The sequence below is a fragment of the Polaribacter aestuariivivens genome (assembly GCF_005885675.1).
Taxonomy (GTDB): domain Bacteria; phylum Bacteroidota; class Bacteroidia; order Flavobacteriales; family Flavobacteriaceae; genus Polaribacter; species Polaribacter aestuariivivens.
In genome coordinates this window covers 144,750-168,100 of the sequence record NZ_VANR01000002.1, presented here as the reverse complement: position 1 = coordinate 168,100, position 23,351 = coordinate 144,750, and the positions used below count along the sequence as shown (strand labels likewise).

Annotated in this window: 20 protein-coding genes, 1 other RNA gene and 1 riboswitch; of the genes, 8 read left to right on the top strand and 13 right to left on the bottom strand. The window is 29.0% G+C overall.

From position 1 onward, the window contains the following. The first annotated feature begins 230 nt into the window (after window positions 1-230). From FDT66_RS03925 to FDT66_RS03915, 3 genes are all read left to right on the top strand, one after another. Window positions 231-1,844 (top strand): OstA-like protein, encoded by a 1,614-nt coding sequence (locus tag FDT66_RS03925; RefSeq protein WP_246034757.1) that lies wholly within the window; start codon window positions 231-233, stop codon window positions 1,842-1,844. A gap of 4 nt (window positions 1,845-1,848) precedes the next feature. Then, the gene (locus FDT66_RS03920; protein WP_138534855.1) at window positions 1,849-3,027 is read left to right on the top strand and encodes an aspartate aminotransferase family protein; all 1,179 of its coding nucleotides are present in this window, start codon (window positions 1,849-1,851) and stop codon (window positions 3,025-3,027) included. A 200-nt stretch (window positions 3,028-3,227) separates the two neighbouring features. After that, window positions 3,228-3,578 carry a hypothetical protein gene (locus FDT66_RS03915; RefSeq protein ID WP_138534854.1) on the top strand — a complete coding sequence of 117 codons (351 nt, stop codon included), beginning with the start codon at window positions 3,228-3,230 and terminating at the stop codon, window positions 3,576-3,578. A 161-nt stretch (window positions 3,579-3,739) separates the two neighbouring features. Here the strand turns inward: FDT66_RS03915 and FDT66_RS03910 are convergent, their stop codons facing one another. Then, a complete protein-coding gene (locus tag FDT66_RS03910) occupies window positions 3,740-4,636 on the bottom strand; it encodes an anti-sigma factor (RefSeq protein ID WP_138534853.1) in 897 nt (298 codons plus the stop codon). Window positions 4,637-4,714: 78 nt separating this feature from the next. Beyond that, on the bottom strand, window positions 4,715-5,386 hold the full coding sequence (locus FDT66_RS03905; protein ID WP_138534852.1) for a Crp/Fnr family transcriptional regulator: 672 nt from the start codon (window positions 5,384-5,386) through the stop codon (window positions 4,715-4,717). A 98-nt stretch (window positions 5,387-5,484) separates the two neighbouring features. On the opposite strand from FDT66_RS03905, the gene FDT66_RS03900 reads away from it, so the two are divergent. Further along, window positions 5,485-6,039, top strand: a complete 555-nt coding sequence (locus FDT66_RS03900) for a hypothetical protein (RefSeq protein ID WP_138534851.1) — start codon at window positions 5,485-5,487, stop codon at window positions 6,037-6,039. A gap of 55 nt (window positions 6,040-6,094) precedes the next feature. Here the strand turns inward: FDT66_RS03900 and FDT66_RS03895 are convergent, their stop codons facing one another. The 7 genes from FDT66_RS03895 to FDT66_RS03865 form a co-directional block, all read right to left on the bottom strand. Continuing rightward, a complete protein-coding gene (locus tag FDT66_RS03895) occupies window positions 6,095-8,365 on the bottom strand; it encodes an aconitate hydratase (RefSeq protein ID WP_138534850.1) in 2,271 nt (756 codons plus the stop codon). A 182-nt stretch (window positions 8,366-8,547) separates the two neighbouring features. Next, window positions 8,548-8,865: RNase P RNA component class A (rnpB, locus tag FDT66_RS03890), an RNA gene on the bottom strand. A 194-nt stretch (window positions 8,866-9,059) separates the two neighbouring features. Further along, window positions 9,060-10,193: a molecular chaperone DnaJ gene (gene dnaJ, locus FDT66_RS03885; protein ID WP_138534849.1), complete on the bottom strand. Its 1,134-nt coding sequence runs from the start codon at window positions 10,191-10,193 to the stop codon at window positions 9,060-9,062. 70 nt (window positions 10,194-10,263) lie between these two features. Further along, the gene (locus FDT66_RS03880) at window positions 10,264-10,812 is read right to left on the bottom strand and encodes a nucleotide exchange factor GrpE (protein ID WP_138534848.1); all 549 of its coding nucleotides are present in this window, start codon (window positions 10,810-10,812) and stop codon (window positions 10,264-10,266) included. A gap of 114 nt (window positions 10,813-10,926) precedes the next feature. Beyond that, window positions 10,927-12,237, bottom strand: a complete 1,311-nt coding sequence (gene murA / locus FDT66_RS03875; protein WP_138534847.1) for a UDP-N-acetylglucosamine 1-carboxyvinyltransferase — start codon at window positions 12,235-12,237, stop codon at window positions 10,927-10,929. 3 nt (window positions 12,238-12,240) lie between these two features. After that, window positions 12,241-12,891, bottom strand: coding sequence for a DUF4290 domain-containing protein (locus FDT66_RS03870; RefSeq protein ID WP_138534846.1), 651 nt, complete (start codon window positions 12,889-12,891; stop codon window positions 12,241-12,243). 119 nt (window positions 12,892-13,010) lie between these two features. Continuing rightward, on the bottom strand, window positions 13,011-15,332 hold the full coding sequence (locus FDT66_RS03865) for an ATP-dependent helicase (protein WP_138534845.1): 2,322 nt from the start codon (window positions 15,330-15,332) through the stop codon (window positions 13,011-13,013). Between the two features lie 300 nt (window positions 15,333-15,632). On the opposite strand from FDT66_RS03865, the gene FDT66_RS03860 reads away from it, so the two are divergent. From FDT66_RS03860 to FDT66_RS03850, 3 genes are read left to right on the top strand one after another with little or no spacing between them, the layout of a single operon-like run. Next, entirely contained in the window at window positions 15,633-16,247 is a 615-nt protein-coding gene (locus FDT66_RS03860) for a SatD family protein (RefSeq protein ID WP_138534844.1), read from the top strand. After that, window positions 16,247-16,966, top strand: a complete 720-nt coding sequence (locus tag FDT66_RS03855) for a DUF3307 domain-containing protein (protein WP_138534843.1) — start codon at window positions 16,247-16,249, stop codon at window positions 16,964-16,966. The genes FDT66_RS03860 and FDT66_RS03855 overlap by 1 nt, the downstream gene beginning before the upstream one ends. Window positions 16,967-16,969: 3 nt before the next feature. Then, on the top strand, window positions 16,970-17,482 hold the full coding sequence (locus tag FDT66_RS03850; protein WP_138534842.1) for a DUF7935 family protein: 513 nt from the start codon (window positions 16,970-16,972) through the stop codon (window positions 17,480-17,482). A 102-nt stretch (window positions 17,483-17,584) separates the two neighbouring features. On the opposite strand, the gene FDT66_RS03845 is transcribed toward FDT66_RS03850, so the two are convergent. Then, window positions 17,585-19,531 (bottom strand): TonB-dependent receptor plug domain-containing protein, encoded by a 1,947-nt coding sequence (locus FDT66_RS03845; RefSeq protein WP_138534841.1) that lies wholly within the window; start codon window positions 19,529-19,531, stop codon window positions 17,585-17,587. A gap of 83 nt (window positions 19,532-19,614) precedes the next feature. Next, window positions 19,615-19,813: riboswitch (cobalamin riboswitch) on the bottom strand. 57 nt (window positions 19,814-19,870) lie between these two features. Here FDT66_RS03845 and FDT66_RS03840 point away from each other — a divergent pair. Next, window positions 19,871-21,010 carry an ABC transporter substrate-binding protein gene (locus FDT66_RS03840; protein WP_138534840.1) on the top strand — a complete coding sequence of 380 codons (1,140 nt, stop codon included), beginning with the start codon at window positions 19,871-19,873 and terminating at the stop codon, window positions 21,008-21,010. A gap of 147 nt (window positions 21,011-21,157) precedes the next feature. Here the strand turns inward: FDT66_RS03840 and FDT66_RS03835 are convergent, their stop codons facing one another. The 3 genes from FDT66_RS03835 to FDT66_RS14110 are packed head-to-tail and all read right to left on the bottom strand — an operon-like array spanning window position 21,158 to window position 23,242. Further along, window positions 21,158-22,492, bottom strand: coding sequence for a LuxR C-terminal-related transcriptional regulator (locus tag FDT66_RS03835; RefSeq protein WP_138534839.1), 1,335 nt, complete (start codon window positions 22,490-22,492; stop codon window positions 21,158-21,160). Between the two features lie 44 nt (window positions 22,493-22,536). Continuing rightward, window positions 22,537-22,872 (bottom strand): DUF2834 domain-containing protein, encoded by a 336-nt coding sequence (locus FDT66_RS03830; RefSeq protein WP_138534838.1) that lies wholly within the window; start codon window positions 22,870-22,872, stop codon window positions 22,537-22,539. Between the two features lie 22 nt (window positions 22,873-22,894). Next, complete coding sequence (locus tag FDT66_RS14110; protein WP_222927907.1) at window positions 22,895-23,242, bottom strand: YcxB family protein; 348 nt, start codon at window positions 23,240-23,242, stop codon at window positions 22,895-22,897. Between the last annotated feature and the right edge of the window lie 109 nt (window positions 23,243-23,351).

The window sequence follows — 23,351 nt, the reverse complement described above, 5'->3', positions numbered from 1 at the left end:
CTTTCTGAAAAAGTATCTACGAAGACACCAGTGTTTAAAAAAAATTCTTCATACAAAGATATTCATACAAAGATAGAAGATTATAAAACATTATATTTTATTAGCAATTTACTACACCCTAACATATTAAAACAATAATTAAATACAATTATCTTTACTAAAAATTAATTTCACTTTTCTTTAATAGTTACAGCGATTCTTTTCTTTATTTTTGTGCAAAACAAATAATTTTGAAAAAAATATTTTTACTACTTTTTATAAGTTTTTCATTTCTAACTTTTTCACAAAATAAAAAGTTACAATATGGTGCCGAAATTCAAGAAGTAGATGAAGACAAATATCCAGGAGCAGTTCTTTTAATTGGAAATGTTAAAATGACTCATGAAGGCGCTGTTTTAACATGTAAACAAGCATTATATTATAAAGATAAAAATTTTTTTAAAGCAATTGATAACGTTTTAATTAAGCAAGGTGATACCATAACACAAACTAGTGATTATGTAGATTATGATGCAAATTCTAAACAAGCACTTTCTTGGGGAAATGTAGTTTTAAAAGACCCAACAATGACGTTAACTACAGATACCTTACAGTTTGACAGATTAAACCAAAAACTATATTATAGAAGTTTTGCTACTATAAAAGACCAAACAAATACCCTAAAAAGTAAAGTTGGAAATTATTATTTGGAAACTAAAAAATTTACAGCAACCAACAGAGTTACTGTTGTAAATCCAGAGCATAATTTAGAATCGAATCATTTAGATTATTATACAAATTCTGGTTTAGCGTATTTATATGGTCCATCTACCATTACAAATACACAAAACGATAATAGAATATATTCGGAAAAAGGTTTTTATAACACAAAAACAGATATTTCTTACTTCGTTAAAAATGCCAAACTATTTTTAAAAGAAAGAACTGTAGAAGGTGATAGTTTATATTACGACAAGAAAAAAGGTTTTGCATCTGCTACAAATAATATTCAGGTAATAGATACTGTTCAAAATTTTGTTACACAAGGTAATTATGCTGAAATTTTTGAATTAAAAGACTCTCTTTTTATCATAGATAAAGCTGTGGCAATTTCTATTATTGATAAAGACTCTATGTTTGTTCATGGTGATAAAATATTAGTCACAGGAAAACCAGAAAACAGAATTGTAAGAACTTTTAATAATGTAAAAATTTTCAAATCAGATTTACAAGGAAAATGCGATTCTATTCATACAGATCAAAAAACAGGACTTACAAGAATGTTTAGAAGTCCAGTAATATGGTCTGATAGTAACCAAATTACTGGAGATACAATTCATCTTTTAACCAACCTTGAAACCGAAAAATTAGATTCTTTAAAAGTTTTAAACAACGCCTTTATTGTTTCTAAAGATTCTTTATCTAAAAGCGATTTCAACCAAATTAAAGGAAGAAACATGTTTGGTAAATTTAAAGACAACAAACTACGATTACTTTTGGTAAAAGGAAATGCAGAATCTGTTTACTATAATAGAAATGAACAAACAAATGAATTAGAAACCATTACAAAAGAAATTTCTAGTAATATTGAGTTTATTTTAGACAAAGGACAAATTGAAACCATAAAATATTTAAAACGCTCTGAAGGTACCACTTACCCACCTTCTAAACTTCCAGAAGAAGTAAAACAATTAAGTGGTTTTATTTGGCGAGAAAGTGAGCAACCCAAAAAGAAAGAAGATATTTTTATAAAAGATAAAAATACACCTAAAGAAAAAAAGAAAGAAGTAATTAAGCCAAAAGCAGCTTTAGAACCAAAGCCTAAGAAAAAATCGAAAAAAACAAACCTTTCTTCTAAAGAATAGCAGAATGAAAACTGATTTTTTAAAATACCAAGCACAAACTTCTCCTCACCCATTGGCAATAGAAATTTCTCATGCAAAAGGAAGTTATATTTACGATACTTCAGGTAAAAAATATTTAGATTTTGTTGCTGGTGTTTCTGCAAACAGTTTAGGTCACAATCACGCAAAAGTAACAGAAGCTATAAAAAAACAGTTAGATGCCTATTCGCATGTAATGGTTTATGGTGAGTTTGTACAGCAACCACAAGTTAGTTTATGTAAATTATTGGCAATTAATTCACCAAAAAATTTAAACTGTGTTTATTTAACCAATTCTGGAACTGAAGCTACAGAAGGAGCTTTAAAATTAGCAAAAAGAATTACAAATAAATCAGAAATTATTGCCGCAAAAAACTCCTACCATGGAAATACAATGGGTGCAATGAGTGTTTCTGGTGTAGAAAAACAAAACCAAGCTTTTAGACCTTTAATACCTGGAACAAAGTTTATTGAATTTAATAATGATGCTGATTTAGAAAAAATAACCAAAAAAACTGCAGCTGTAATATTAGAAACCATACAAGGTGGTGCTGGATTTATCGAACCTAAAAATAATTTTTTGTCAAAAATTAAAAAAAGGTGTGATGATGTTTGTGCCCTTTTAATTTTAGATGAAATTCAAACTGGAATTGGTAGAACTGGAACTTTTTGGGGATTTGAAAATTATAATGTAATTCCAGATATTGTAATTACTGGAAAAGGTTTGGGTGGTGGAATGCCAATTGGAGCGTTTATTTCTTCTTTTGAAAAAATGAGTTTGTTAAAAAACAATCCTAAATTGGGGCACATTTCTACTTTTGCTGGAAACCCTGTAATTGCAGCTGCAGGAGTAGCAACTGTTCAAGAAATTACGACTTCTAATTTAATTTCTGAAACCTTACGAAAAGAAAAAATTATTAGAAAATATTTAAAGCATCCTAAAATTATAGAAATTCGTGGTAAAGGTTTAATGCTATCTGCAATTTTAGAAACATCAGAATTGGCTGTACAAACCGTACACAAATGTTTAGAAAATGGATTGATATTATTCTTTCTTCTTTTTGAAAATCGGGCTATAAGAATAACTCCTCCACTTACAATTTCAGATAAAGAATTAATTGAAGGGTGTAAAATAATTATTGACGCATTAGATTCAACACTCTAAAAACTGCACATAACTTACTAATAATAAAATACTTATAATTTAGTTTGTTCGCCTACAACTCTATTTTAACATAAAATAGTTAATTTTTCACATTTACTTCATTTGTTTGTTAATAAAATATTAAAGTCAATTTTGTATTGAAACGTTTTTGAAATAGTAGCGTCTTTTCAATATAACATTAACCCAAAACACTTATAATTATGAAAAATTTCAAAACCATTATCACTGTTATTGCATTGAGTTTATCAACAGTATTTACTGTAGTTGCAAATGATGTAGATCCGAAAAACAACAAGGAAACAAAAAAATTAAGAACAGAAATGTCTTTATTAATTGGTAAAAATATACCTGTTAAATTGAACAAAACTACAACTGCTCAAGTTTCATTTACTGTAAACAATAAAAATGAAATTGTAGTACTTTCTGTAGAATCTAATCTAAATGAATTAAATTCTTTTGTAAAGAAAAAATTAAATTATAAAAAGCTAGTTACCAAAGCTGTAAAAAAAGGAGAAGTATACATTATTCCCTTAAAAGTAAATGTAAAATAATACAACTGGTTGGTTAGTTGGATGCCTATTAAAAGTAAAATTATTTTTTTTAGGCATTTTTTATACCAAAAAGAGCAATCAAAATAATGATTGCTCTTTTTCTTTTTGAATACTCTTAAATTTAGGGGTTATTAGGGGTTAAGAATATTCATTTATAAAAATTATCTTCTTACAGTTCCTGTTAATATTGCTTTTGGTCCTGCTTCCATATTTAATACTGAATGTACGTTTGCGTTGCTAGGAACTATATGTGCCAAAGGCTTTAAAGTAAATGGTGCTGTACTGTTATCTGGATTCGGTTCTACAGAAATTACAACTGTAGCTCCTTTTAAATCTGTAGGAAAATTTACACCTGCAGCAGCACCAATTAAATAATCTTCTCCTGGAAATGCTGGACCATTTCCAGCTGTACCTTTAAATGGTGATGTTATTGCGTTACTATCTGCTTCAGTAGTAGAGGTAAAAGTTCCTGTACTTATTGGGGTACCATTTAAAACTACCCAACCTTCATATTGCCAACCTGCAGCTAATGTTGGTAAACCTAAACCTGCAACTGCTGGTGGTGCATTTGAATTATCTAAAAACCAAATTCCACTTGCTTCATTAGTATCATCTGTATCTGTTGGAGTTGCTAAAATATACTTTCCCCAAGAGGCGTCTAAAGTTTTAATTGTTCCATTTGCATCCACTACAATATTGTCAGAATTTACGGTAGCTGTATTTCCAGAGAAATCTCCAGCTAAAATTTTGGTTGCAGCTGGTGCTGGATCTGTATCTATTGCTGGTTCAATAGAAAGTACAAATTTTGTAGCATTTTGTAAATCATTAATATCCACTGTATATGTTTGTGGAAAAGATACACTTGTAAAAGTTCCTGTACTTACAGGATTTCCGTTTACAATTAACCATCCTTCGTAAACAAAATCTGGACCTAATTCTTCTAAACCATCTAAATTAACAGTTAAATTAGCCATTGTAGGTGCATCATCGTTATTATTACAGCTTACAAAAAATATTGTTACTGTAAAAACCATTATTAAATTTAAAACTTTTTTCATCTTTTTAATGTTTTTATAATTATTGTTGATGACAAAGTTATAAGGTAGAAATATTATAAAATGTTAGCTAACGAACACTTATGCTATTTTTTTTAATAATCTTATTTCTTTCCTATTAAAATTAATGATATTTTCTTCCTTCAATTCATTCATTAATACATTTAAGTTAGATCTGGAAGTACCTATTAAGGATGCAATATCCTTTTGTGTATATGGATGCTCAATAACCTTATCTCCTGTTTTTTCGCAATCATGTCCATATTCTTCACACAACTCTTTCATAAATTCTAAAAAACGTGTTTTGGTATTTTTAAAAAGTATTAACTGTAATCTTCTTTCTAATTTTTGAAAACGCAACCCTAAAAACTTATAAATTTTTAAACTAAAGGTTTTATTATCTCTCATTAAATCATGCAAAGTATCTACTCCAATTGGACAAATTGATGTTGAATTATCCACAGACTGTGCGAATTCATTTCTAACTTCTTCTCCTAAAATAGCTTTTTCACCAAATAATTGTCCTTTTGTTAAAATTGCATTTACAATTTCATCTCCTTCTTCTGTATAATAACCAATTTTAACTTTGCCCTTTTGAATAAGAAATACTTTACTTGCTGCGTCTTGAGCAAAATAGATATAATCGCTTTTTTTATAACTATCAAAAGTATGGCACTCTTTATATTCTTTAAATTTATGAGGACATAAAAGGTTAAATAGATTTACATTGTCAAAAAACCATATATTTTTCATGTTAACTAATTTGGTTGGATATGAGATAAGTCTTCCATAAATAATAAAGCTTACAGTAACAAAATCAAAAAAAAATGTATTTTTGAAAAAAAAAGAAAATGAAAAAAGTTATTATATTAAATTTCATATTAGTTACATTATTAAATGCTTGTACTGTAGATGAAATAATATCAGAAAATGTTAATTTCAAATTTAATTTAGAAAACTACACAGATATTGATTATCAAAATACAAATTTGATAATAGGTGCTAAAGATAAAAACGGTAATTTTATTGCTCTTGAAACAGTAACATATCCAAATATATTATCAAACATTTCTCCATCAAATGATTATTTAACAGGTGATGAATTACCTTTTTTTAAACCTTCTAGTAATGGTTATTTTTATTATAGGATAAATAACGAGCAATTTGTAGAAATTCCTTTTCCTTTAACTACAACTGGAACAATTAATATTGATGAGAATGAAATTTTAGAAATTTCTGATTTTGCAACTTTTAAAGTTGAATTTGCTAATGGAAACTTTGCTTTTATTGAAGATTTTAATTTGAAAGAAGCATTAGATAATTCAGAAGAATTGATTCATCTAATTGTAAAAATTGAAATTAAAAACAACGGTGTTTCAGGTAATGTAACTTTTAGACCATATTAAAAAAAACTCCTGAATAAATTCAGGAGTTTTTATATTTATAGTAATAAAAATTTAATTACTTAGCGTTTTCTTTCTTGATTAAATTTAATGCAGAACCTTCTTTGTACCATGCAATTTGTGCATCATTATAAGTGTGGTTTAACTTTATTAAATCTTTGCTTCCATCTTCATGAACTACTTCTAAAGTAAGTTGCTTATCTGGTGCAAACTCATTTAAATCTATAAAGTTAAAGGTGTCATTTTCTTTAATTAAATCGTAGTCTGCTTCATTTGCAAATGTTAAACCTAACATTCCTTGTTTTTTAAGGTTTGTTTCATGAATTCTTGCAAAAGATTTAACAATAACTGCTGCAACACCTAAATGTCTTGGTTGCATTGCTGCGTGTTCTCTAGAAGAACCTTCTCCATAATTATGGTCCCCTATAACTACTGTTTTAATACCAGCTTTTTTATAAGCTCTTTGTGTAGCTGGTACTGCATCATACTCTCCAGTTAATTGATTCTTAACAAAATTTGTTTTTTTATTAAATGCATTTACAGCACCAATTAAAGTATTATTTGCAATATTGTCTAAGTGACCTCTAAAACGTAGCCAAGGTCCAGCCATAGAAATATGATCTGTTGTACATTTACCAAAGGCTTTAATTAATAATTTAGCTCCTGTAATTGTATTTCCTAATGGTGTAAAAGGTTCTAACAGTTGTAATCTTTCAGAATCTTCTTTTACGGCAATTTTAACATGACTCCCATCTTCCTCTGGTGCTAAATAACCATCATCTTTTACTTCAAAACCTTTTGGAGGTAATTCCCATCCAGTTGGTTCATCTAACATTACTTCTTCACCATTTTCGTTAATTAATTTGTCCGTTACAGGATTGAAATCTAAACGACCAGCAATAGCAACTGCTGCTACCATTTCCGGTGAAGCAACAAACGCATGTGTATTTGGGTTACCATCTGCACGTTTTGCAAAGTTTCTATTAAATGAATGAATTATTGAGTTTTTTGGTGCGTTTGCAGGATCTGAATATCTTGCCCATTGACCAATACAAGGTCCACAAGCATTTGTAAAAATAGTTGCATCTAATTTTTCAAATACACCTAAAATTCCATCTCTGTCTGCTGTATATCTTACTTTTTCAGAACCTGGATTTATTCCAAATTCTGCTTTTGTTTTTAAGTTTTTATCAATAGCTTGTTGTGCAATAGATGCTGCTCTTGATAAATCTTCATAAGAAGAATTTGTACAAGAACCTATTAAACCCCACTCTACTTTTAATGGCCAATCATTTTTATTTGCAGCTTTTGTCATATCTGAACCTGCTTTTGTAGATAGATCTGGAGTAAAAGGTCCATTTAATAGTGGACTTAATTCAGAAAGATTAATTTCTATAACCTGATCAAAATATTGTTCTGGATTTTCGTAAACTTCTGAATCACCCGTTAAATAATCTTTTACTTTATTAGCTGCATCTGCAACATCGCTTCTATCTGTAGCACGTAAATAACGTTCCATCGAATCATCATATCCAAAAGTAGATGTTGTTGCACCTATTTCTGCTCCCATATTACAAATAGTACCTTTTCCTGTACAAGACATTGCTGTTGCTCCAGGGCCAAAATACTCAACAATAGCACCTGTTCCACCTTTTACGGTTAAAATATCTGCTACTTTTAAAATTACATCTTTTGGTGCTGTCCATCCAGAAAGTTTTCCTGTTAATTTTACACCAATTAATTTAGGAAACTTTAATTCCCATGCCATACCCGCCATAACGTCTACTGCATCAGCTCCACCAACTCCAATTGCTACCATTCCTAATCCTCCAGCATTTACTGTATGAGAATCAGTACCAATCATCATTCCTCCAGGAAATGCATAATTTTCTAAAACTACTTGGTGAATAATTCCTGCTCCTGGCTTCCAAAATCCTAAACCATATTTGTTTGATACAGACTCTAAAAAGTTAAAAACTTCGTTACTTGTATTAAGTGCAGATTGTAAATCTGAACTTGCTCCATTTTTAGCTTGAATTAAATGATCACAGTGAGTTGTTGTAGGAACCGCTACTTTACTTTTACCTGCTTGCATAAATTGTAATAATGCCATTTGTGCAGTTGCATCTTGTAAAGCAATTCTATCTGGAGCGAAATCTACGTAGTCTTTTCCTCTTTCAAAAGCTTTGGTTGGATTTCCTTCCCAAAGATGAGAATATAATATTTTCTCTGCTAATGTTAATGGTTTACCTGTAATTTCACGTGCTGCATCTACTCGTTCCACAACGTTAGCATACACTTTTTTGATCATATCTATATCAAAAGCCATATGTAGTTATTTTTTTATGATTTATTTGTAACAAATTTACAGTATTTATAACAATTTTAAAAGATAAATAATAGATTGCTGTAATTAATGAATAAAAAAAAGCTATTTTTCATATAGCTCATAATTTCGCAAAAAAAAAGTGATTTTTTTATTAAAAAATGAAAATTTCGCAAAAATAATATTAAAAAAGCAGGCTAATAAGCCGAATTCTGTTTCCTTTAGAAGGTTCTTATCATTTATCTAGTTCTAAAATTACTCTTAGAATCAATCTGCCTACCCTTTAGAATCGAGCGAGTAACTCTCTCCCAAAAATTTGGATCTCTAATTTACATGGCATTGCACCTCATAGAGTTTACCTGGTTTCACTACAGCCTAACTGTACTTGCTTTCTGTTGCACTGGTCCTCAACTTACGTTGGACGGATGTTATCCGCTATGATACTCTTTGGTGTTCGGACTTTCCTTCACATTTAAAACATGACGATAAGATAAGCCTGCTTATTTTTAATATTTTGTAAAACTACGTATTCTTTTATAAAAAAACCCACTCAATAAAATTGAGTGGGAAAAATTGCTATGAAAAAGAAAAAGTGTCGCTGATAAAATCAACGACACTACAAATATAAATTAATTCTTACAAAAAGGAAATCTTTTCTTTTAAAGATTTATCAATTTTTTAATTTATAAACATAGGTTTATGAAAACATATCTTTTACTTTTTCAAAAAATGACTTGTCTGATGTATTTGGTGACGGCTTAAAATTTTCGTTAACAGACATTTTTTCAAAAAACTGTTTTTGTTCTTTATCTAAATTTTGTGGCGTCCATACATTTATGTGTATTAAGAAATCGCCTGTTCCATAACGCTCAATACTTGGTAATCCTTTGCCTTTTAAACGTAAAATTTTACCTGATTGAGTACCTGGTTCTATTTTAATTTTTACTTTTCCTGAAACTGTTTCTACTTCTTTACTAACACCTAATACAGCTTCAGAGAAATTAATATATAAGTCATAATGTATATTAGTTCCTTCTCTTTTAAGTTTTTCATGTGGAATTTCTTCAATTAAAACCAGTAAATCTCCCGCAATTGAGTTTTTTCCTGGTGCTTCGTTTCCTTTTCCACCTACTTTTAATTGAACGCCTTCTGTAACTCCAGCTGGAATATTAATTGGTACTGTTTCTTCTTTTACAATTAAACCTTGTGCATCTGCTCCATTAGGCTTGCTTTTCATGATTTCTCCAGCTCCAGAACAAGTTGAACATGTTGTTGCTGTTTGCATTCTACCTAAAATGGTATTAGTAACTCGCATTTGTTGTCCAGATCCATTACAAGTTGTACAGGTTTTATAGGTAACACCTGCTGCTTGTACTTTTCTTTTAACTTTAACTTTCTTTTCAACTCCTTTTGCTATTTCTTCTAAGGTTAGTTTTACGCGAATTCGCATATTGCTACCTTTAACTCTGGCTTGACGTTGGCCTCCACCACCAAAGCCTCCAAAACCTCCAGCGAAACCACCACCTCCGAAAATATCTCCAAACTGACTAAATATATCATCCATATTCATGCCTCCACCTCCAAAGCCACCTCCACCTTGTGGACCTTCAAACGCTGCATGACCATATTGATCATAACGTGCTTTTTTATTTTCGTCGCTTAAAACTTCATAGGCCTCTGCTGCAAGTTTAAATTTTTCTTCGGCAGTTTTATCATCTGGATTTTTATCTGGATGATGTTTAATTGCCATTTTTCTATAAGCTTTTTTTATTTCTGCTTGAGAAGCTGACTTTGAAATTCCTAATATTTCGTAATAATCTTGTTTTGCCATTTTTTAAGTTTTCAGTTTTCAGTATTCAGTTTGAGCTAAAAAACTCTTGTTACTGCTCACTGTTACTAATTTATTGTCCTATAACTACTTTTGGATAACGGATAATTTTGTCACCTAATTTATATCCTTTTTCTACACAATCAATGATTTTACCTTTCATATCTTCTGACGGAGCAGGTATTTGCGTAATTGCTTCGTGAATTTCTGCGTCAAAAACATCACCAGAATTGGTTTCTATTTTTGATAATCCTTTCTGCTCTAAAGTGTTGTAAAATTTATTGTAAATTAGTAGTACTCCTTTTCTTAATTCTTCTGCTTCTTTATCGTCTTCAATATGTGACAAAGCACGCTCGAAATCGTCAATAACTGGCAGTAAAGATGTCATAACTTCTTGTCCTGCTGTTTTAAACAATTCTATTCTTTCTCTTGTTGTTCTTTTTTTATAGTTTTCGAACTCTGCAAAAAGACGTAAAAATTTATCTTTTTCTGCCTGAATTAATTCTTCTGGAGTTGGTTCTTCTTTTACAGATTCTACTTCAACTTCTTGATTTTCTTCAACTTGTGAAGTTTCTTGTTCGTTCTTTATTTCTTCTTCTTTAATTTCTTCTTTCTTACTCATTTCTTTGTAATCATTAAATTGTACATACTTTATTGGCAAAAATGTTGCCAACAAAAAAATAGTGTCAAACTGACACTATTTTTTATATTTCTAAAATTAATTTTTATTAAAAACCTAATCTTCAATTCTTTCAATTTTTGCACCAATAGATTTCAAACGAGCTTCTATATTTTCATACCCTCTATCTATTTGTTCGATATTATTTATAATTGATGTTCCGTTTGCTGAAAGTGCTGCAATTAAAAGCGAAATTCCTGCTCTAATATCTGGAGAAGTCATTTTTGTTGCTTTTAATTGTGACTTATGATTTTGCCCTATTACAGTTGCTCTGTGTGGATCACAAAGAATTACTTTTGCCCCCATATCAATTAATTTATCAACAAAAAACAAACGACTTTCGAACATTTTTTGATGTATTAAAACGGTTCCTTTTGCTTGAGTGGCAATTACTAAAACAATGCTTAATAAATCTGGTGTAAACCCAGGCCAAGGTGCATCTGCAACTGTTAATACGGAACCATCTATATAATTTTGAATTTTGTAAGAATTTTGTGCTGGGATATAAATATCATCGTTTCTTTTTTCTAAGGTGATTCCTAGTTTTCTAAAAACATTTGGAATTTGTCCTAAGTTTTCCCAAGAAACGTTTTTGATGGTTAGTTCTGATTGTGTCATAACAGCTACACCAATCCAAGAACCAATTTCAATCATGTCTGGAAGAACTGTGTGTTCGCAACCTCCTAAAGCATCTACTCCTTGAATAGTTAATAAGTTTGAGCCTACTCCTGAGATTTTTGCTCCCATAGAGTTTAACATTTTACATAGTTGTTGAATGTAAGGTTCACATGCTGCATTGTATATTTTTGTGGTTCCTGTTGCTAAAACTGCTGCCATTAATATATTTGCAGTACCTGTTACTGAGGCTTCATCTAACAACATATCAACTCCTTTCAGTTCTTCAGCTTCAACACCGTAAAAAGATTCTTCTTTATTGTATCTAAATTTTGCACCTAGTCTTATAAAGCCTTCGAAATGAGTATCTAAACGTCTTCTTCCTATTTTATCTCCTCCTGGACGTGGAATGTATCCTTTTCCGAAACGTGCCAAAAGTGGACCAACAATCATAATTGAACCTCGTAAAGAACTTCCATCTCTTTTAAATTCGGCTGATTCTAAATACGGTAAGTTTATTTCATCTGCTTGAAAAGCGTACGAATTTTTACTTAATTTTTGAACTTTTACACCTAATTCGCCAAGAATAAATATGAGTTTATTTACGTCTATAATATCAGGAACGTTATTTACAATTACTTTTTCTGGTGTTAGTAATACTGCACAAAGTATTTGTAAAACTTCGTTTTTTGCTCCTTGTGGTGTTATTGTTCCGTTTAATTTGTGACCACCTTCAATTTTAAATGATGCCATTAATTAATATCTTTTTCTGTTTTTATGATTGCTACTGTTTTGTTTCTTGTGATTTTTAGAATTGTTCTGACCTTGAGAATTTCTCTTTTTTAATAAGCTTTTGGCTTCTGATAATTCTTCATCAGAATTTCTTAAATCTAGTTTTCCGTCAGATAAATCGTATAAATGGTTAAAAATCACAGCATCGTCTACAGTGTCTTTATTCCAATTTAAATAACACTTTTTCATGTGGTTCGCAATGGTATATACTAGTGCTTCTTTTTTTTCATCTTCATCCCAACTTAAGGCTACATCTATCATGGTTTGAATATTGTTACCATAATAACGATATTTTGATGCATATTTTGGATATGGTAAACGCTCTGGTTTTTCTTGAAGCTCTTCTCTTGAAGGTATTGGATATGGAGATTTTGCATCCAATTTAAAATCGGACATGATGTATAGTTGATCCCATAATTTGTGTTTAAAATCTGGAACATCTCGTAAATGTGGTTGTAAATTACCCATAACATCTACTATTGCTTTGGCCATTTTATTTCGCTCTTCTTCATCTTCTAAGGCTACACAATGATCTACCATTTTTTGTATATGTCTACCATATTCTGGAATAATCATTAAAGGTCTTTCTGAATTGTATTCTAAATCGAATGTCATTTATTTTGTTTTGAAGTGTCTTGATTTAGTTTCAAGAATGTCACTTATTATAATTGAAGTTATTTAATGTTGCAAAATAATTAATAATTACGAATTAGTGATTATGAATTCGTAATTATTTATCCTATCACTTTTAGTTTTGCAAATTGTAATAACAATTTCTTTTTACCTGCTGTTGCAAATTGAATTTCTGCTTTTTTATCTGGTCCTTTGCCTTCTAAACCCACCACTTTTCCTTTACCAAATCTATTATGCTCCACAATATTTCCTACAGTAATGTTTCCATCAAATAGGTTCATTTTTGGTGAAACTTGCGATACTTTTTTTAAGTTTTTAGGAATAATAATTTCTTTCTTTTTTGCCAAATCACGTTCCATTTTTTTACGTTGAATTGGTTTTTGAAATCGAATTCCTTTTGGAGCGTCTTCAAAAATACTTTTATCAATAAACCTATTTACAGATGGTTCTGGTACTTTTGGTGTGATGTAGTGCAAAAATTGATCATCGATTTCTTCTAAAAATCTACTTGGTTCTGAGTCCACTAATTTACCCCATCTGTAGCGTGTTTGTGCGTATGTTAAATAGGCTACTTTTTCTGCTCTTGTTAAAGCTACGTAAAATAATCTACGTTCTTCTTCCAATTCGCTTCTTGTATTCATACTCATTGCAGATGGAAACAAATTTTCTTCTAAACCAACAATGTAAACATGTGAATATTCTAATCCTTTTGATTGGTGAATGGTCATTAAAGAAACGCTTGGTTTATCATTATTCTTATCTGAATCGAAATCTGTAGCCAAAGCTACATCTTCTAAAAAGGAAGTTAATGAAGCATCTTCACCTTGCTCAATTTTATCGGTAATAAAATCTTTAATTCCGTTTAACAATTCTTGAACATTTTCTACTTTACTGACAGCTTCAGGTGTTCCGTCTTTTTCTAAATCTTTAATTAGTTGGGTTTGCTTTACAACAACTTCAGCTATTTCGAATGCGTTTTTTGTTTTTGCTTCAATTTGCAATCTCAATATCATGTTCATAAAATTCTGTAACTTACTTTTGGTTCCAGAATTTATTTTTAAATCTATCTTATCTATATATTTTATGATTTCGAAAATGGATTTTTTATAATGATTTGCTGCAATTGTAAGTTTATCTATGGTTGTTGCTCCAATACCTCTTGCAGGATAATTGATGATTCTTTTTAATGCTTCTTCATCATTTGGATTGATTAAAATACGCAAATAAGATAAAATATCTTTGATTTCTTTTCTTTGATAAAAAGAAATTCCACCATAAATTTTATAATCTAAATTCTTTTTTCTTAATGCGTCTTCAATGGCTCTTGACTGTGAATTCGTTCGATATAAAACACAAAAATCGCTCAATTGCATTTGGTTGTTCATGTGATTTTCCCAAATAGATTGTGCTACAAAACGTCCTTCTTCTCCATCTGAAATGGTTCGCATTACGTTTATAGAGTCACCTGCATCATTACTGGTCCAAACTTCTTTATCTAACTTTGTTTTGTTTTTTGCTATTACAGAATTTGCTGCATTTACAATATTACTTGTAGATCTGTAATTTTGCTCTAATTTAAAGGTTTTTACATCTGGATAATCTTTCTGAAAATTTAAGATATTTTGAATATTGGCACCTCTAAAACTATAAATACTTTGCGAATCGTCTCCAACAACACAAATATTACCAAACTTATCTGCCAAAGCTCTAACAATTATATATTGTGAGTGATTTGTATCTTGATACTCATCTACCATAATATATCTAAAACGATCTTGATATTTTGCTAAAACGTCTGGAAAACGTGCCAACAATTCGTTTGTTCGTAACAACAAATCATCAAAATCCATAGCACCTGCTTTAAAACATCTATCTACATATTCTTTATAAATATCACCTACTTTTGGTCTGCTAGCATGCATATCTGCTTCTTGTAAATCAGAATTATTAAAATAAGCTCTAACTGTAATTAAACTATTTTTAAAAGAGGAAATTCTCCCTAAAATTTGTTTTGGTTTGTAACGTTCTTTGTCTAAACCCATTTCTTTAATAATTGAAGTTATTAAACGAACTGAGTCTTGCGTGTCATAAATTGTAAAGTTACTTGGAAAGCCTAATTTATCGGCTTCTGAACGTAAAATACGAGCAAAAACGGAGTGAAAAGTTCCCATCCAAAGGTTTTTTGCTTCACTTACACCAACAACAGTTGCAATTCTTGCTTTCATTTCTTTAGCAGCTTTGTTAGTAAATGTGAGTGATAAAATATTAAACGAATCTACACCTTGCTTCATTAAATGAGCAATTCTGTAGGTTAATACACGTGTTTTACCTGAACCTGCACCAGCAATAATAATCATTGGGCCATCTTTTTGTAAAACAGCTTGTTTTTGAGCTTCGTTTAAAGAATTTAAGTAATTATCCAAGAGTTATTTTTTTGAAGAATTTAGAGTGTGAATTTAGCCAAACTATTCGTTTTTATGAAGAATGAATTCTCTTTTTTATTCACAAGGTTATCAGTTTTTAAATTCGGAGCTTTAACCGAATTTTAAATAATTTATCTTAAAATTCAAATACCCTTGATCTAATTCAAATTTTATCTGCTCACAGCCAGATAAATTAAAATATCTGTCTATAGGCAGATAAATTAAAATATCTGGTTATAGGCAGATAATTTTGGTGTTTTCGTAAATAAAACATACATTTGATAATAAATTATACAATTAATGATAAGTATTTTAACTGGAGACATTATAAATTCAAGAAAAAAAAGCGATGCTTTTTGGCTACAAGCTTTAAAAGAAACTTTAAAAACTTTTGGTAAATCGCCTAATAATTGGCAGATTTATAGGGGTGATAGTTTTCAATTAGAGATAAAAAAACCAGAAGAAGCATTGTATGCTGCTTTGAAAATAAAGTCTCATTTAAAAAAAACAGAAGAGATTGATGTTCGAATTGGGATTGGTATTGGAAAAACAGCATATAAAGACGCAAGTATTACAGAATCAAATGGAGAAGCATTTATAAACTCTGGTTTTGCATTTGACAATTATCTAAAAAAACAAAATTTAGCCATAAAAACACCTTGGCAAGAGATTGATGAAGAAATAAATATTGCGTTAGATTTGGCATTATTAACCATAGATTCTTGGACACAAAATTCTGCCGAAGTTTTTAATTTATCATTGGAAAATAGAGAAGCAACTCAAAAAGAAATCGCAAAGATTTTAGGAATTACACAAGGTAGAGTTAGCGAGCGACAAAAACGTGCTGGTTTTGAACCCATTATGAATCTCGAAACTCGTTTTAGAAAAATTATCAACCAAAAAACTTCTGAATAATGGTACTGTTTTTAAAATTTTTATTGGCACATATATTAGGAGATTTTGTTTTTCAATCAGAAAAATGGGTAAAAGATAAAGAAGAAAAGAAAATTAAGTCTGTTAAGCTCTATTTTCATATTGCAATTCATGCAATTTTGTTATTATTTTTTTTACAATTTAACTTAAAGGAATATTGGCTTGGTTTTACAATCATTCTTATATCTCATTATATTTTTGACGTCTTAAAACTATCTTTTCAAACTAAAAAAAACAAACGAAATTGGTTTTTTGTAGACCAATTTTTGCATCTTATTGTTTTGATTTTTGCTGCAAGTTTATACAGTAATTTCAGCTTTAATTTTGATGCTTTTTTTACTAGCAAAATATTACTATTATTAATTGCAATCTTTTTAATAACAAATGTTTCCTCAGTAATTATTAAAGTATTTATTACACAATGGAATCCTGAAAGTAAAAAAGAAAATGATGATTCTCTTGCAAAAGCAGGACGTTATATTGGTATTTTAGAACGTTTGTTTGTTTTTGTTTTTATCATTACCAATCATTGGGAAGCTATTGGTTTTTTATTGGCTGCAAAATCGGTTTTTAGATTTGGAGATTTAACATCTTCAAAAGACAGAAAATTAACAGAATATATTTTAATTGGTACTTTATTGAGTTTTGGGTTGGCAATTATCATTGGAATCTTATATTCGTATTTTGTAACTATTATGTAATTTATGGAAGATAAAATTTTAGAAAGCATCGCATATATTTTACCTGCTGCAGTAACTGGTTTTGTAGCGTATTATATGTTTAACGGATTCATCAACAATAAAAACACCGAAAAGAAATTAGAACTTTTAGCACAACAGAAAAAAGAAAGTTTACCAATTAAACTTCAAGCTTATGAACGCTTAATGCTTTTTTGCGACAGAATAAATCCTGTAAAAATGTTGATGCGAATTCCACCAATATCAACAAACACAAACGATTATTTACAATTATTAATCGCAAACATAGAGCAAGAGTTTGAACACAACTTGGTACAACAGATTTACATTTCTGAAGATGCTTGGACAGCTATTTACGCAGCAAAAAATGCTGTTACAAACAAATTGAAACAAGTAGCAGAAAACTCAACTTCTGCTAATGATTTAAGGGAAAATATATTGATAGATTACTCAAAATCAATTCCGCCTACAGAAACTGCTATTGATTTTATTAAAAATGAAGTAAAAAAATTATTATAAGCAAAAAGCCTTCTTAGTTAAGAAGGCTTTTTGCTTTTTAAATCTTCAAAAAATATGAAGACTCAAAGATTCTTTTTTCTTTTTCAACCTATTTTCCCAGCTCTAAAATTGTAATCTTACACCTACTTTATAATTTCTACCTCTAGTAGAGTATCCTAAAATATCTTCATAATCTTCGTTAAAAATATTAGAAACTGTACCAAAAAAAGTTACAGTTTCATCTAAAAGCTTATAATTAATATTAAAGTCTAACAGATTATATTTAGGCAATGTTGTTTCTACTGTTGTAAAAGTATTGTTATCAAAAAAACGTGCAACACGTTCACCAACACTTTTATAAACTAAAGAAACAAATGTATTTTCAGTAGGATTCACTCCTAAATTTGCTACCAATTTGTGTTTTGGAATATAGTCTACGTCAGTTTCTTTGTCCGTAAATGTATAGTTTACATCTAAAGAAACTTTATCTATTGGTTTGATATTAAAAGTAGCCTCTACTCCACTCACTTTTATTTCTTCCGTAGAATTTTGATAAATACCAAATGGAGCAACACCAAGACCTTGAAATATAATAGATTCATTTTCTGTTCTATTAAAATACACAGCGCTCACATTTATAAAACTATTTACTGAAGCATCAAAACCAGCTTCTAAAGTTTTACTGGTTTCAGGATTTAAATCTGTATTTCCAAAGACTGAAAATAATTGATAAGTACTTGGTGCAATAAATGCAGTTCCGTAAGAAGATAATAATTTTACATTGGTGTTTTCTTTGCTAAAAACATTGTAAGAAACATTTGCATCATAAACAAAATGATTTCCATAATTGCTATGCATATTTAAACGGCTACCTAAGTTTACATTTAATCCGAAATTTGAAATATAAACTGCTGATAAATAAGGATCAAGTGTGTTAAAATTCGCTAAATCTTCATCGATATTTCCAAAAGGTGAAGTCGTATTATTTTGATGATCTTGATAATTTACACCTGCAATAAGTTGTATTTTGTTTGAAATATCATATTTATTTACAAGATCTAAGTTTAAACTTTCACCCTCAAAAATAGATTCATTTACGGAATTTGAAAAAGAACTAAAATTATTATCAGTTCTTTTTACTTTGTTTACACTAGTTAACAAATAAATTTCACCAGAATTGTAGGTAAACCTTGGCTTTAAACCAAACCTTACCTGTGTTTGTTTGCCATTATTTATATTAGAATCTGTATAGATTGCAGCATCATAATCGTAAGAAAACTCATCAAAGTTCACAAAACTTTCAACAGAAAAATGATTAGAAAACTGATATCCTAATTTTAATAGTCCGTTTTTACTTTCGTACTTATCCTCTTCAAACACTTGGCTTGTATTACTTTTTGCAGATGATAAGCCTTCTTTTCCTGTTAATGATATTGTACTTAAAAAAGTGAAATTACCAATACTTCCATTCACATTTGCATTTTGATTTACATCTGATAAAAATGAATTTGTGGAATTTGCATCATTATTTGTACCAAAACTTGTTTCAAAAGAACCTGAAATTGTATTTTTTGAAGCTTTTTTAAGAATGATATTAATTACACCTGTTGCTGCTCCAGAACCATATAAGGTAGATGAAGCTCCTTTTAACACTTCTATACTTTCTATTTGGTTTAAGCTTAATAAACGTAAATCATACTCTTGGTTAATTCCTGATGGATCAGAAACTGGTACACCATCAATTAAAATTAAAACTTGACGACTTCTACCTCCTCTAACATACGTACTTCTTGGTTCAGAAGGATTTGTATTAGAACCTTTAATTTCAATTCCTGGTAAATTATTTAGTAAATCAATAGCTGTTTTACCAGCATTTTGCTTGATTTCCTGTTGTGTAATTTTGTAAATTACCTTACCAGTGTTTTGTTTTTTAAGTTTAAATTTTGTGGCTGTAATAACAACCTCTTTTAACACTTCTACACTATCTTTTTGCTGTTTTTGTTGCGCAAAAAAATTTGTTTTGGCAAAACTACATGCCAAAATACCAACAATAATTAATTGTTTTTTCATTTTTAATAAATTTGATTTACAATAAATCAGGTAAATTTCGTGTACGAATAGAAATTAGTACATAAACTTTTATCCCGAAAGTTTTTAACTCGTGATTAATGGCAGGTCTCCTGACTTGCGTCTTGTAACAAACCTTCCCAACAATAATATTGTCAGTGGCAAAAGAATTAGTTACAAGCTTTATAGCTTACAGTTGCGGGAACAGTTCTGGAGTTTAACCAGATTCCCTTTTAATTTGATGCAAAAAAAAGTTACATCAAAACCAAAATTCGTTGCAAATGTAGTTTTAAAATTGTTAATAGAAAACATTTTTGTAATCTTGTTAAAAATTAATTTTTGATGAAAAATATTACCAAAAAACTTATTTTATTAACCATTGTAGTATTTGTTGTTTCTTGTAAAAAAGAAACTAAAAATATTCCTGAAAAAACACAACAGAAAAGTAGCATTACATATGCAAAAGGCTTTGATATTATAGAAGATAATGGCGTGAAAAAGTTAATTATAAAAACTGCCTACAAAGGTTCTAAAGATATTTCTGAATATACAATCAAGAAGAAAAGAAACAATCTTAATATAGCTAATAATCGTAATGTAATTAAAATACCTATTGATAAAATTGTAGTTACCTCTACAACTCATATTCCAATGGTAGAGTTGTTAAATGAAGAAACTACTATTGTCGGTTTTCCATATGCGAAATATATTTCATCAGAAAAAACTAGAGTTTTAATTGATGAAGGAAAAATCACAGAAATAGGAAAAGAAAATTCTTTAAATACAGAAATATTATTAGATTTACAACCAGAACTAGTAGTTGGTTATAGTGTTTCATCCGCAGATAAATCGCTATCAACCATTAAAAAAGCAGGAATAAATGTAATTTACAATGGCGATTGGTTAGAAGAAACTCCTTTAGGAAGAGCTGAATGGATTAAATTTTTTGGAGTTTTGTTTGATAAAGAAAAAGAAGCAGATAGTATTTTTAAAGTAATCGAAAGCAACTATTTAAATGCAAAACAAATCGCATTTAAATCAACAAAAAAACCTACTGTTTTATCTGGCGCAATTATGAGTAAAGATATTTGGAATTTACCTGCTGGAGAAAGTTTTGTGGCTACTTTTTTAAAAGATGCTAATGTTGATTATTTATGGAAAGATTCCAAAGGAAAAGGAAGTTTATCTTTAAGTTTTGAAAGTGTTTTTGACAAAGGAAAAAATGCAGATTTTTGGATTGCTCCTGGTTATTTCACATCCAAAGAACAGCTTTTAAAAAGTAATAAATTGTATAATGAATTTAGTGCCTTTAAAAATGACAAAATTTATACTCCAACTACTAAAACAGGAAAAACAGGTGGTGTTATTTATTATGAATTGGCACCTACAAGACCAGATTTGATTTTAAAAGATATTATTAAAATTACAAATCCTGACTTGTTACCAAATTACGAACTTACTTTTTTTGAGAAGATGAAATAAAGAAGTCTCCAATATTTCTATTGAAGACTTCTAGAATTGATTGGGGGAAATAAATTTTCGCTCTGATGTTGTAAATTTAATAATAATCACCTAAAATGTAATTTAAAAAGCGGGTAGTTTTTGGGTAGTAATACTCTTAAATTACTGTTAATATTGACTTTTAGCTATTTCTAAAACTTCCTTTCTGCTTTTTATATTTAGTTTCTCATAAATATTTTTAATATGAAATTTTACTGTATTAACAGATATATTTAATTGATTTCCTATTTCCTTATTTGATTTTCCTTCTACAATTAATTGAAAAATTTCATCTTCTCTTACACTTAAAATAGTTTCTAATTTTTCTAAGGCATTTTGTTTTTCTTCTGAAATTTCTTCTGATAAATTTTTAATTTCAATAGAATAAGAAATAATTTCATTTCTCATAAAATGATTATCTTCTTTTAATGTTTTCATTCTGTATAAAACCGCAATTGATAATATAATCATTTCTAAAAATGCACCAACTTTTATATTTGTTGAGTTTGTATCTATAACAGAAACTCCTAAAAATTTTAATACGAAAAAATCTATTCCAGATATTAAAAAAATTACATAAGCAAAAACCAATATTTTAGTGTAAATATTTCTTTTGAATAATAAAACTGCTGAACACCAATAAATAACCAATAAAGAAAACACCAATATATTTAATACAAGTAAATAGTAGTAATTTTTAAAAACCAAATACAAAATTGCTGAAATTATGATGCAAACTCCTACAGAATAACTAAACTTTTTAAGTTTTGGATAAAACATATCTAAAAACAAATAGCTATTCGCGAATTTAGAGGAAACGTATCCTAAAATTACATAATTCAACGTCATTAAAAAATCGTCTATAAAATCTGGAATGTTTAAAAAATTTAGCATTCCGTCCATTATAAATAAACCGAAAGTAATACTCATTAAAAGTAAAGAGTAATAGAGAAAAGCATCGTCTTTAAATAAAAAGAAATAAAACAAATTATACACTATTACTAAAAAAGCAAAACCGTAATAAAAGCTATTTAATAGTAGCTGGTTTTTTTCTTTTAAAATTGATTTCTCTTCTGTATTTAAATCAATAGGTATATAACAATGAAGCGTTGGTTTTACTTGAATATAAACATCATCATCTCTAGAAATTTTATAACTTACATACCTTTGGTTTTTTAATTTTTTTATTTTTTTGCCATTTTGAAATGCGTTGGCAGTATGAATTCTATCATAAGGAATTCTAAAAATATATTTAACATTGATTTTGGATGCTGGAATTTTAAACCAATATGTTGTGTTGGAATGCCTCTCTAAAATTGTTTTATTTAATAAACTGAACTCAGCGTTTTCAATAGTTTCTATACTAAAAACATTGTCTGAGTCTTTAAAATAATAAATTTCTGTTTGCGAAAAAATAGCTCCACACCACAAAAATAATATTATATAAAGTAGTTTCTTATGCATTTAAAATATTTAGAGAATAATATTTAAATATACTGATAAAAAAATTAAGTTGCTTTTTGAAGTTTCTCCAAAGCATTCGCTCTCATATATAAAAATAATGGGAATGTAAATGCAATGGCAATTAAAAAAGTAAGCGGAATTAAAACCCACCAAAACCTAATTTTAAGTTTAATTGATTCAGGAATCATAAACACAAAAAAGGTTAACACAACCACCGTTAAATCTGCACCAAAAGATTTACCCGCAAAATTCACTTGTGCATCTTGCATAAAACCCAAAAAAGTAGGATTTTCTGCAGTTTGAAACCATTGGATATTGTAATACCAAGTATAACAAATACCTAAAACGGATAATGCTAAATAGAGGTGTTTGAGTTTCATGAGGTTTCTTAATTATTTACAACTATTTCCAAACCCAATTTAATTCATTAATATATTTTACACCAAAATCATTTATTATATTTTTAAATCTGTGATTATCATTAATAGAATGCTTTGGAATAATTATGGAAATGTCTGTTTTTAACTTCAAAAAAAAATGTTTTTTTGTTTCAATAAGTTCTTTTATTTCACTTCCACTAATTTTACTTTCAGAAGTAAAATCTTTAGCACTTATATAGCCTTCATTAAAAATGATTTCTACAGACTTATTGATTCTATTTTTATAGTTTTCTTCTACGTGTTTTTTGAAATGATTTTTATAATGCCATTTAGAGTAAATTGGATAAAGTAAAAACCATAATACTGACACTATGGTAAATACCGTAAGAATTATATTATCTTCTTTTACGTAAGCAAAATAGACCCCAATTATTAAATAAAGTATAGGTATAGTTATCCTTGAAAGAAACCTTTTCTTT

What these genes read in the sequence shown, in the direction of transcription:
- FDT66_RS03920 (WP_138534855.1), top strand. Translation starts at nt 1,849, where the DNA reads ATGAAAACTGATTTTTTAAAATACCAAGCACAAACTTCTCCTCACCCA.
- FDT66_RS03915 (WP_138534854.1), top strand. Translation starts at nt 3,228, where the DNA reads ATGAAAAATTTCAAAACCATTATCACTGTTATTGCATTGAGTTTATCA.
- FDT66_RS03910 (WP_138534853.1), bottom strand. Translation starts at nt 4,636, where the DNA reads ATGAAAAAAGTTTTAAATTTAATAATGGTTTTTACAGTAACAATATTT.
- FDT66_RS03905 (WP_138534852.1), bottom strand. Translation starts at nt 5,386, where the DNA reads ATGAAAAATATATGGTTTTTTGACAATGTAAATCTATTTAACCTTTTA.
- FDT66_RS03900 (WP_138534851.1), top strand. Translation starts at nt 5,485, where the DNA reads ATGAAAAAAGTTATTATATTAAATTTCATATTAGTTACATTATTAAAT.
- FDT66_RS03895 (WP_138534850.1), bottom strand. Translation starts at nt 8,365, where the DNA reads ATGGCTTTTGATATAGATATGATCAAAAAAGTGTATGCTAACGTTGTG.
- dnaJ (WP_138534849.1), bottom strand. Translation starts at nt 10,193, where the DNA reads ATGGCAAAACAAGATTATTACGAAATATTAGGAATTTCAAAGTCAGCT.
- FDT66_RS03880 (WP_138534848.1), bottom strand. Translation starts at nt 10,812, where the DNA reads ATGAGTAAGAAAGAAGAAATTAAAGAAGAAGAAATAAAGAACGAACAA.
- murA (WP_138534847.1), bottom strand. Translation starts at nt 12,237, where the DNA reads ATGGCATCATTTAAAATTGAAGGTGGTCACAAATTAAACGGAACAATA.
- FDT66_RS03870 (WP_138534846.1), bottom strand. Translation starts at nt 12,891, where the DNA reads ATGACATTCGATTTAGAATACAATTCAGAAAGACCTTTAATGATTATT.
- FDT66_RS03860 (WP_138534844.1), top strand. Translation starts at nt 15,633, where the DNA reads ATGATAAGTATTTTAACTGGAGACATTATAAATTCAAGAAAAAAAAGC.
- FDT66_RS03855 (WP_138534843.1), top strand. Translation starts at nt 16,247, where the DNA reads ATGGTACTGTTTTTAAAATTTTTATTGGCACATATATTAGGAGATTTT.
- FDT66_RS03850 (WP_138534842.1), top strand. Translation starts at nt 16,970, where the DNA reads ATGGAAGATAAAATTTTAGAAAGCATCGCATATATTTTACCTGCTGCA.
- FDT66_RS03845 (WP_138534841.1), bottom strand. Translation starts at nt 19,531, where the DNA reads ATGAAAAAACAATTAATTATTGTTGGTATTTTGGCATGTAGTTTTGCC.
- FDT66_RS03840 (WP_138534840.1), top strand. Translation starts at nt 19,871, where the DNA reads ATGAAAAATATTACCAAAAAACTTATTTTATTAACCATTGTAGTATTT.
- FDT66_RS03835 (WP_138534839.1), bottom strand. Translation starts at nt 22,492, where the DNA reads ATGCATAAGAAACTACTTTATATAATATTATTTTTGTGGTGTGGAGCT.
- FDT66_RS03830 (WP_138534838.1), bottom strand. Translation starts at nt 22,872, where the DNA reads ATGAAACTCAAACACCTCTATTTAGCATTATCCGTTTTAGGTATTTGT.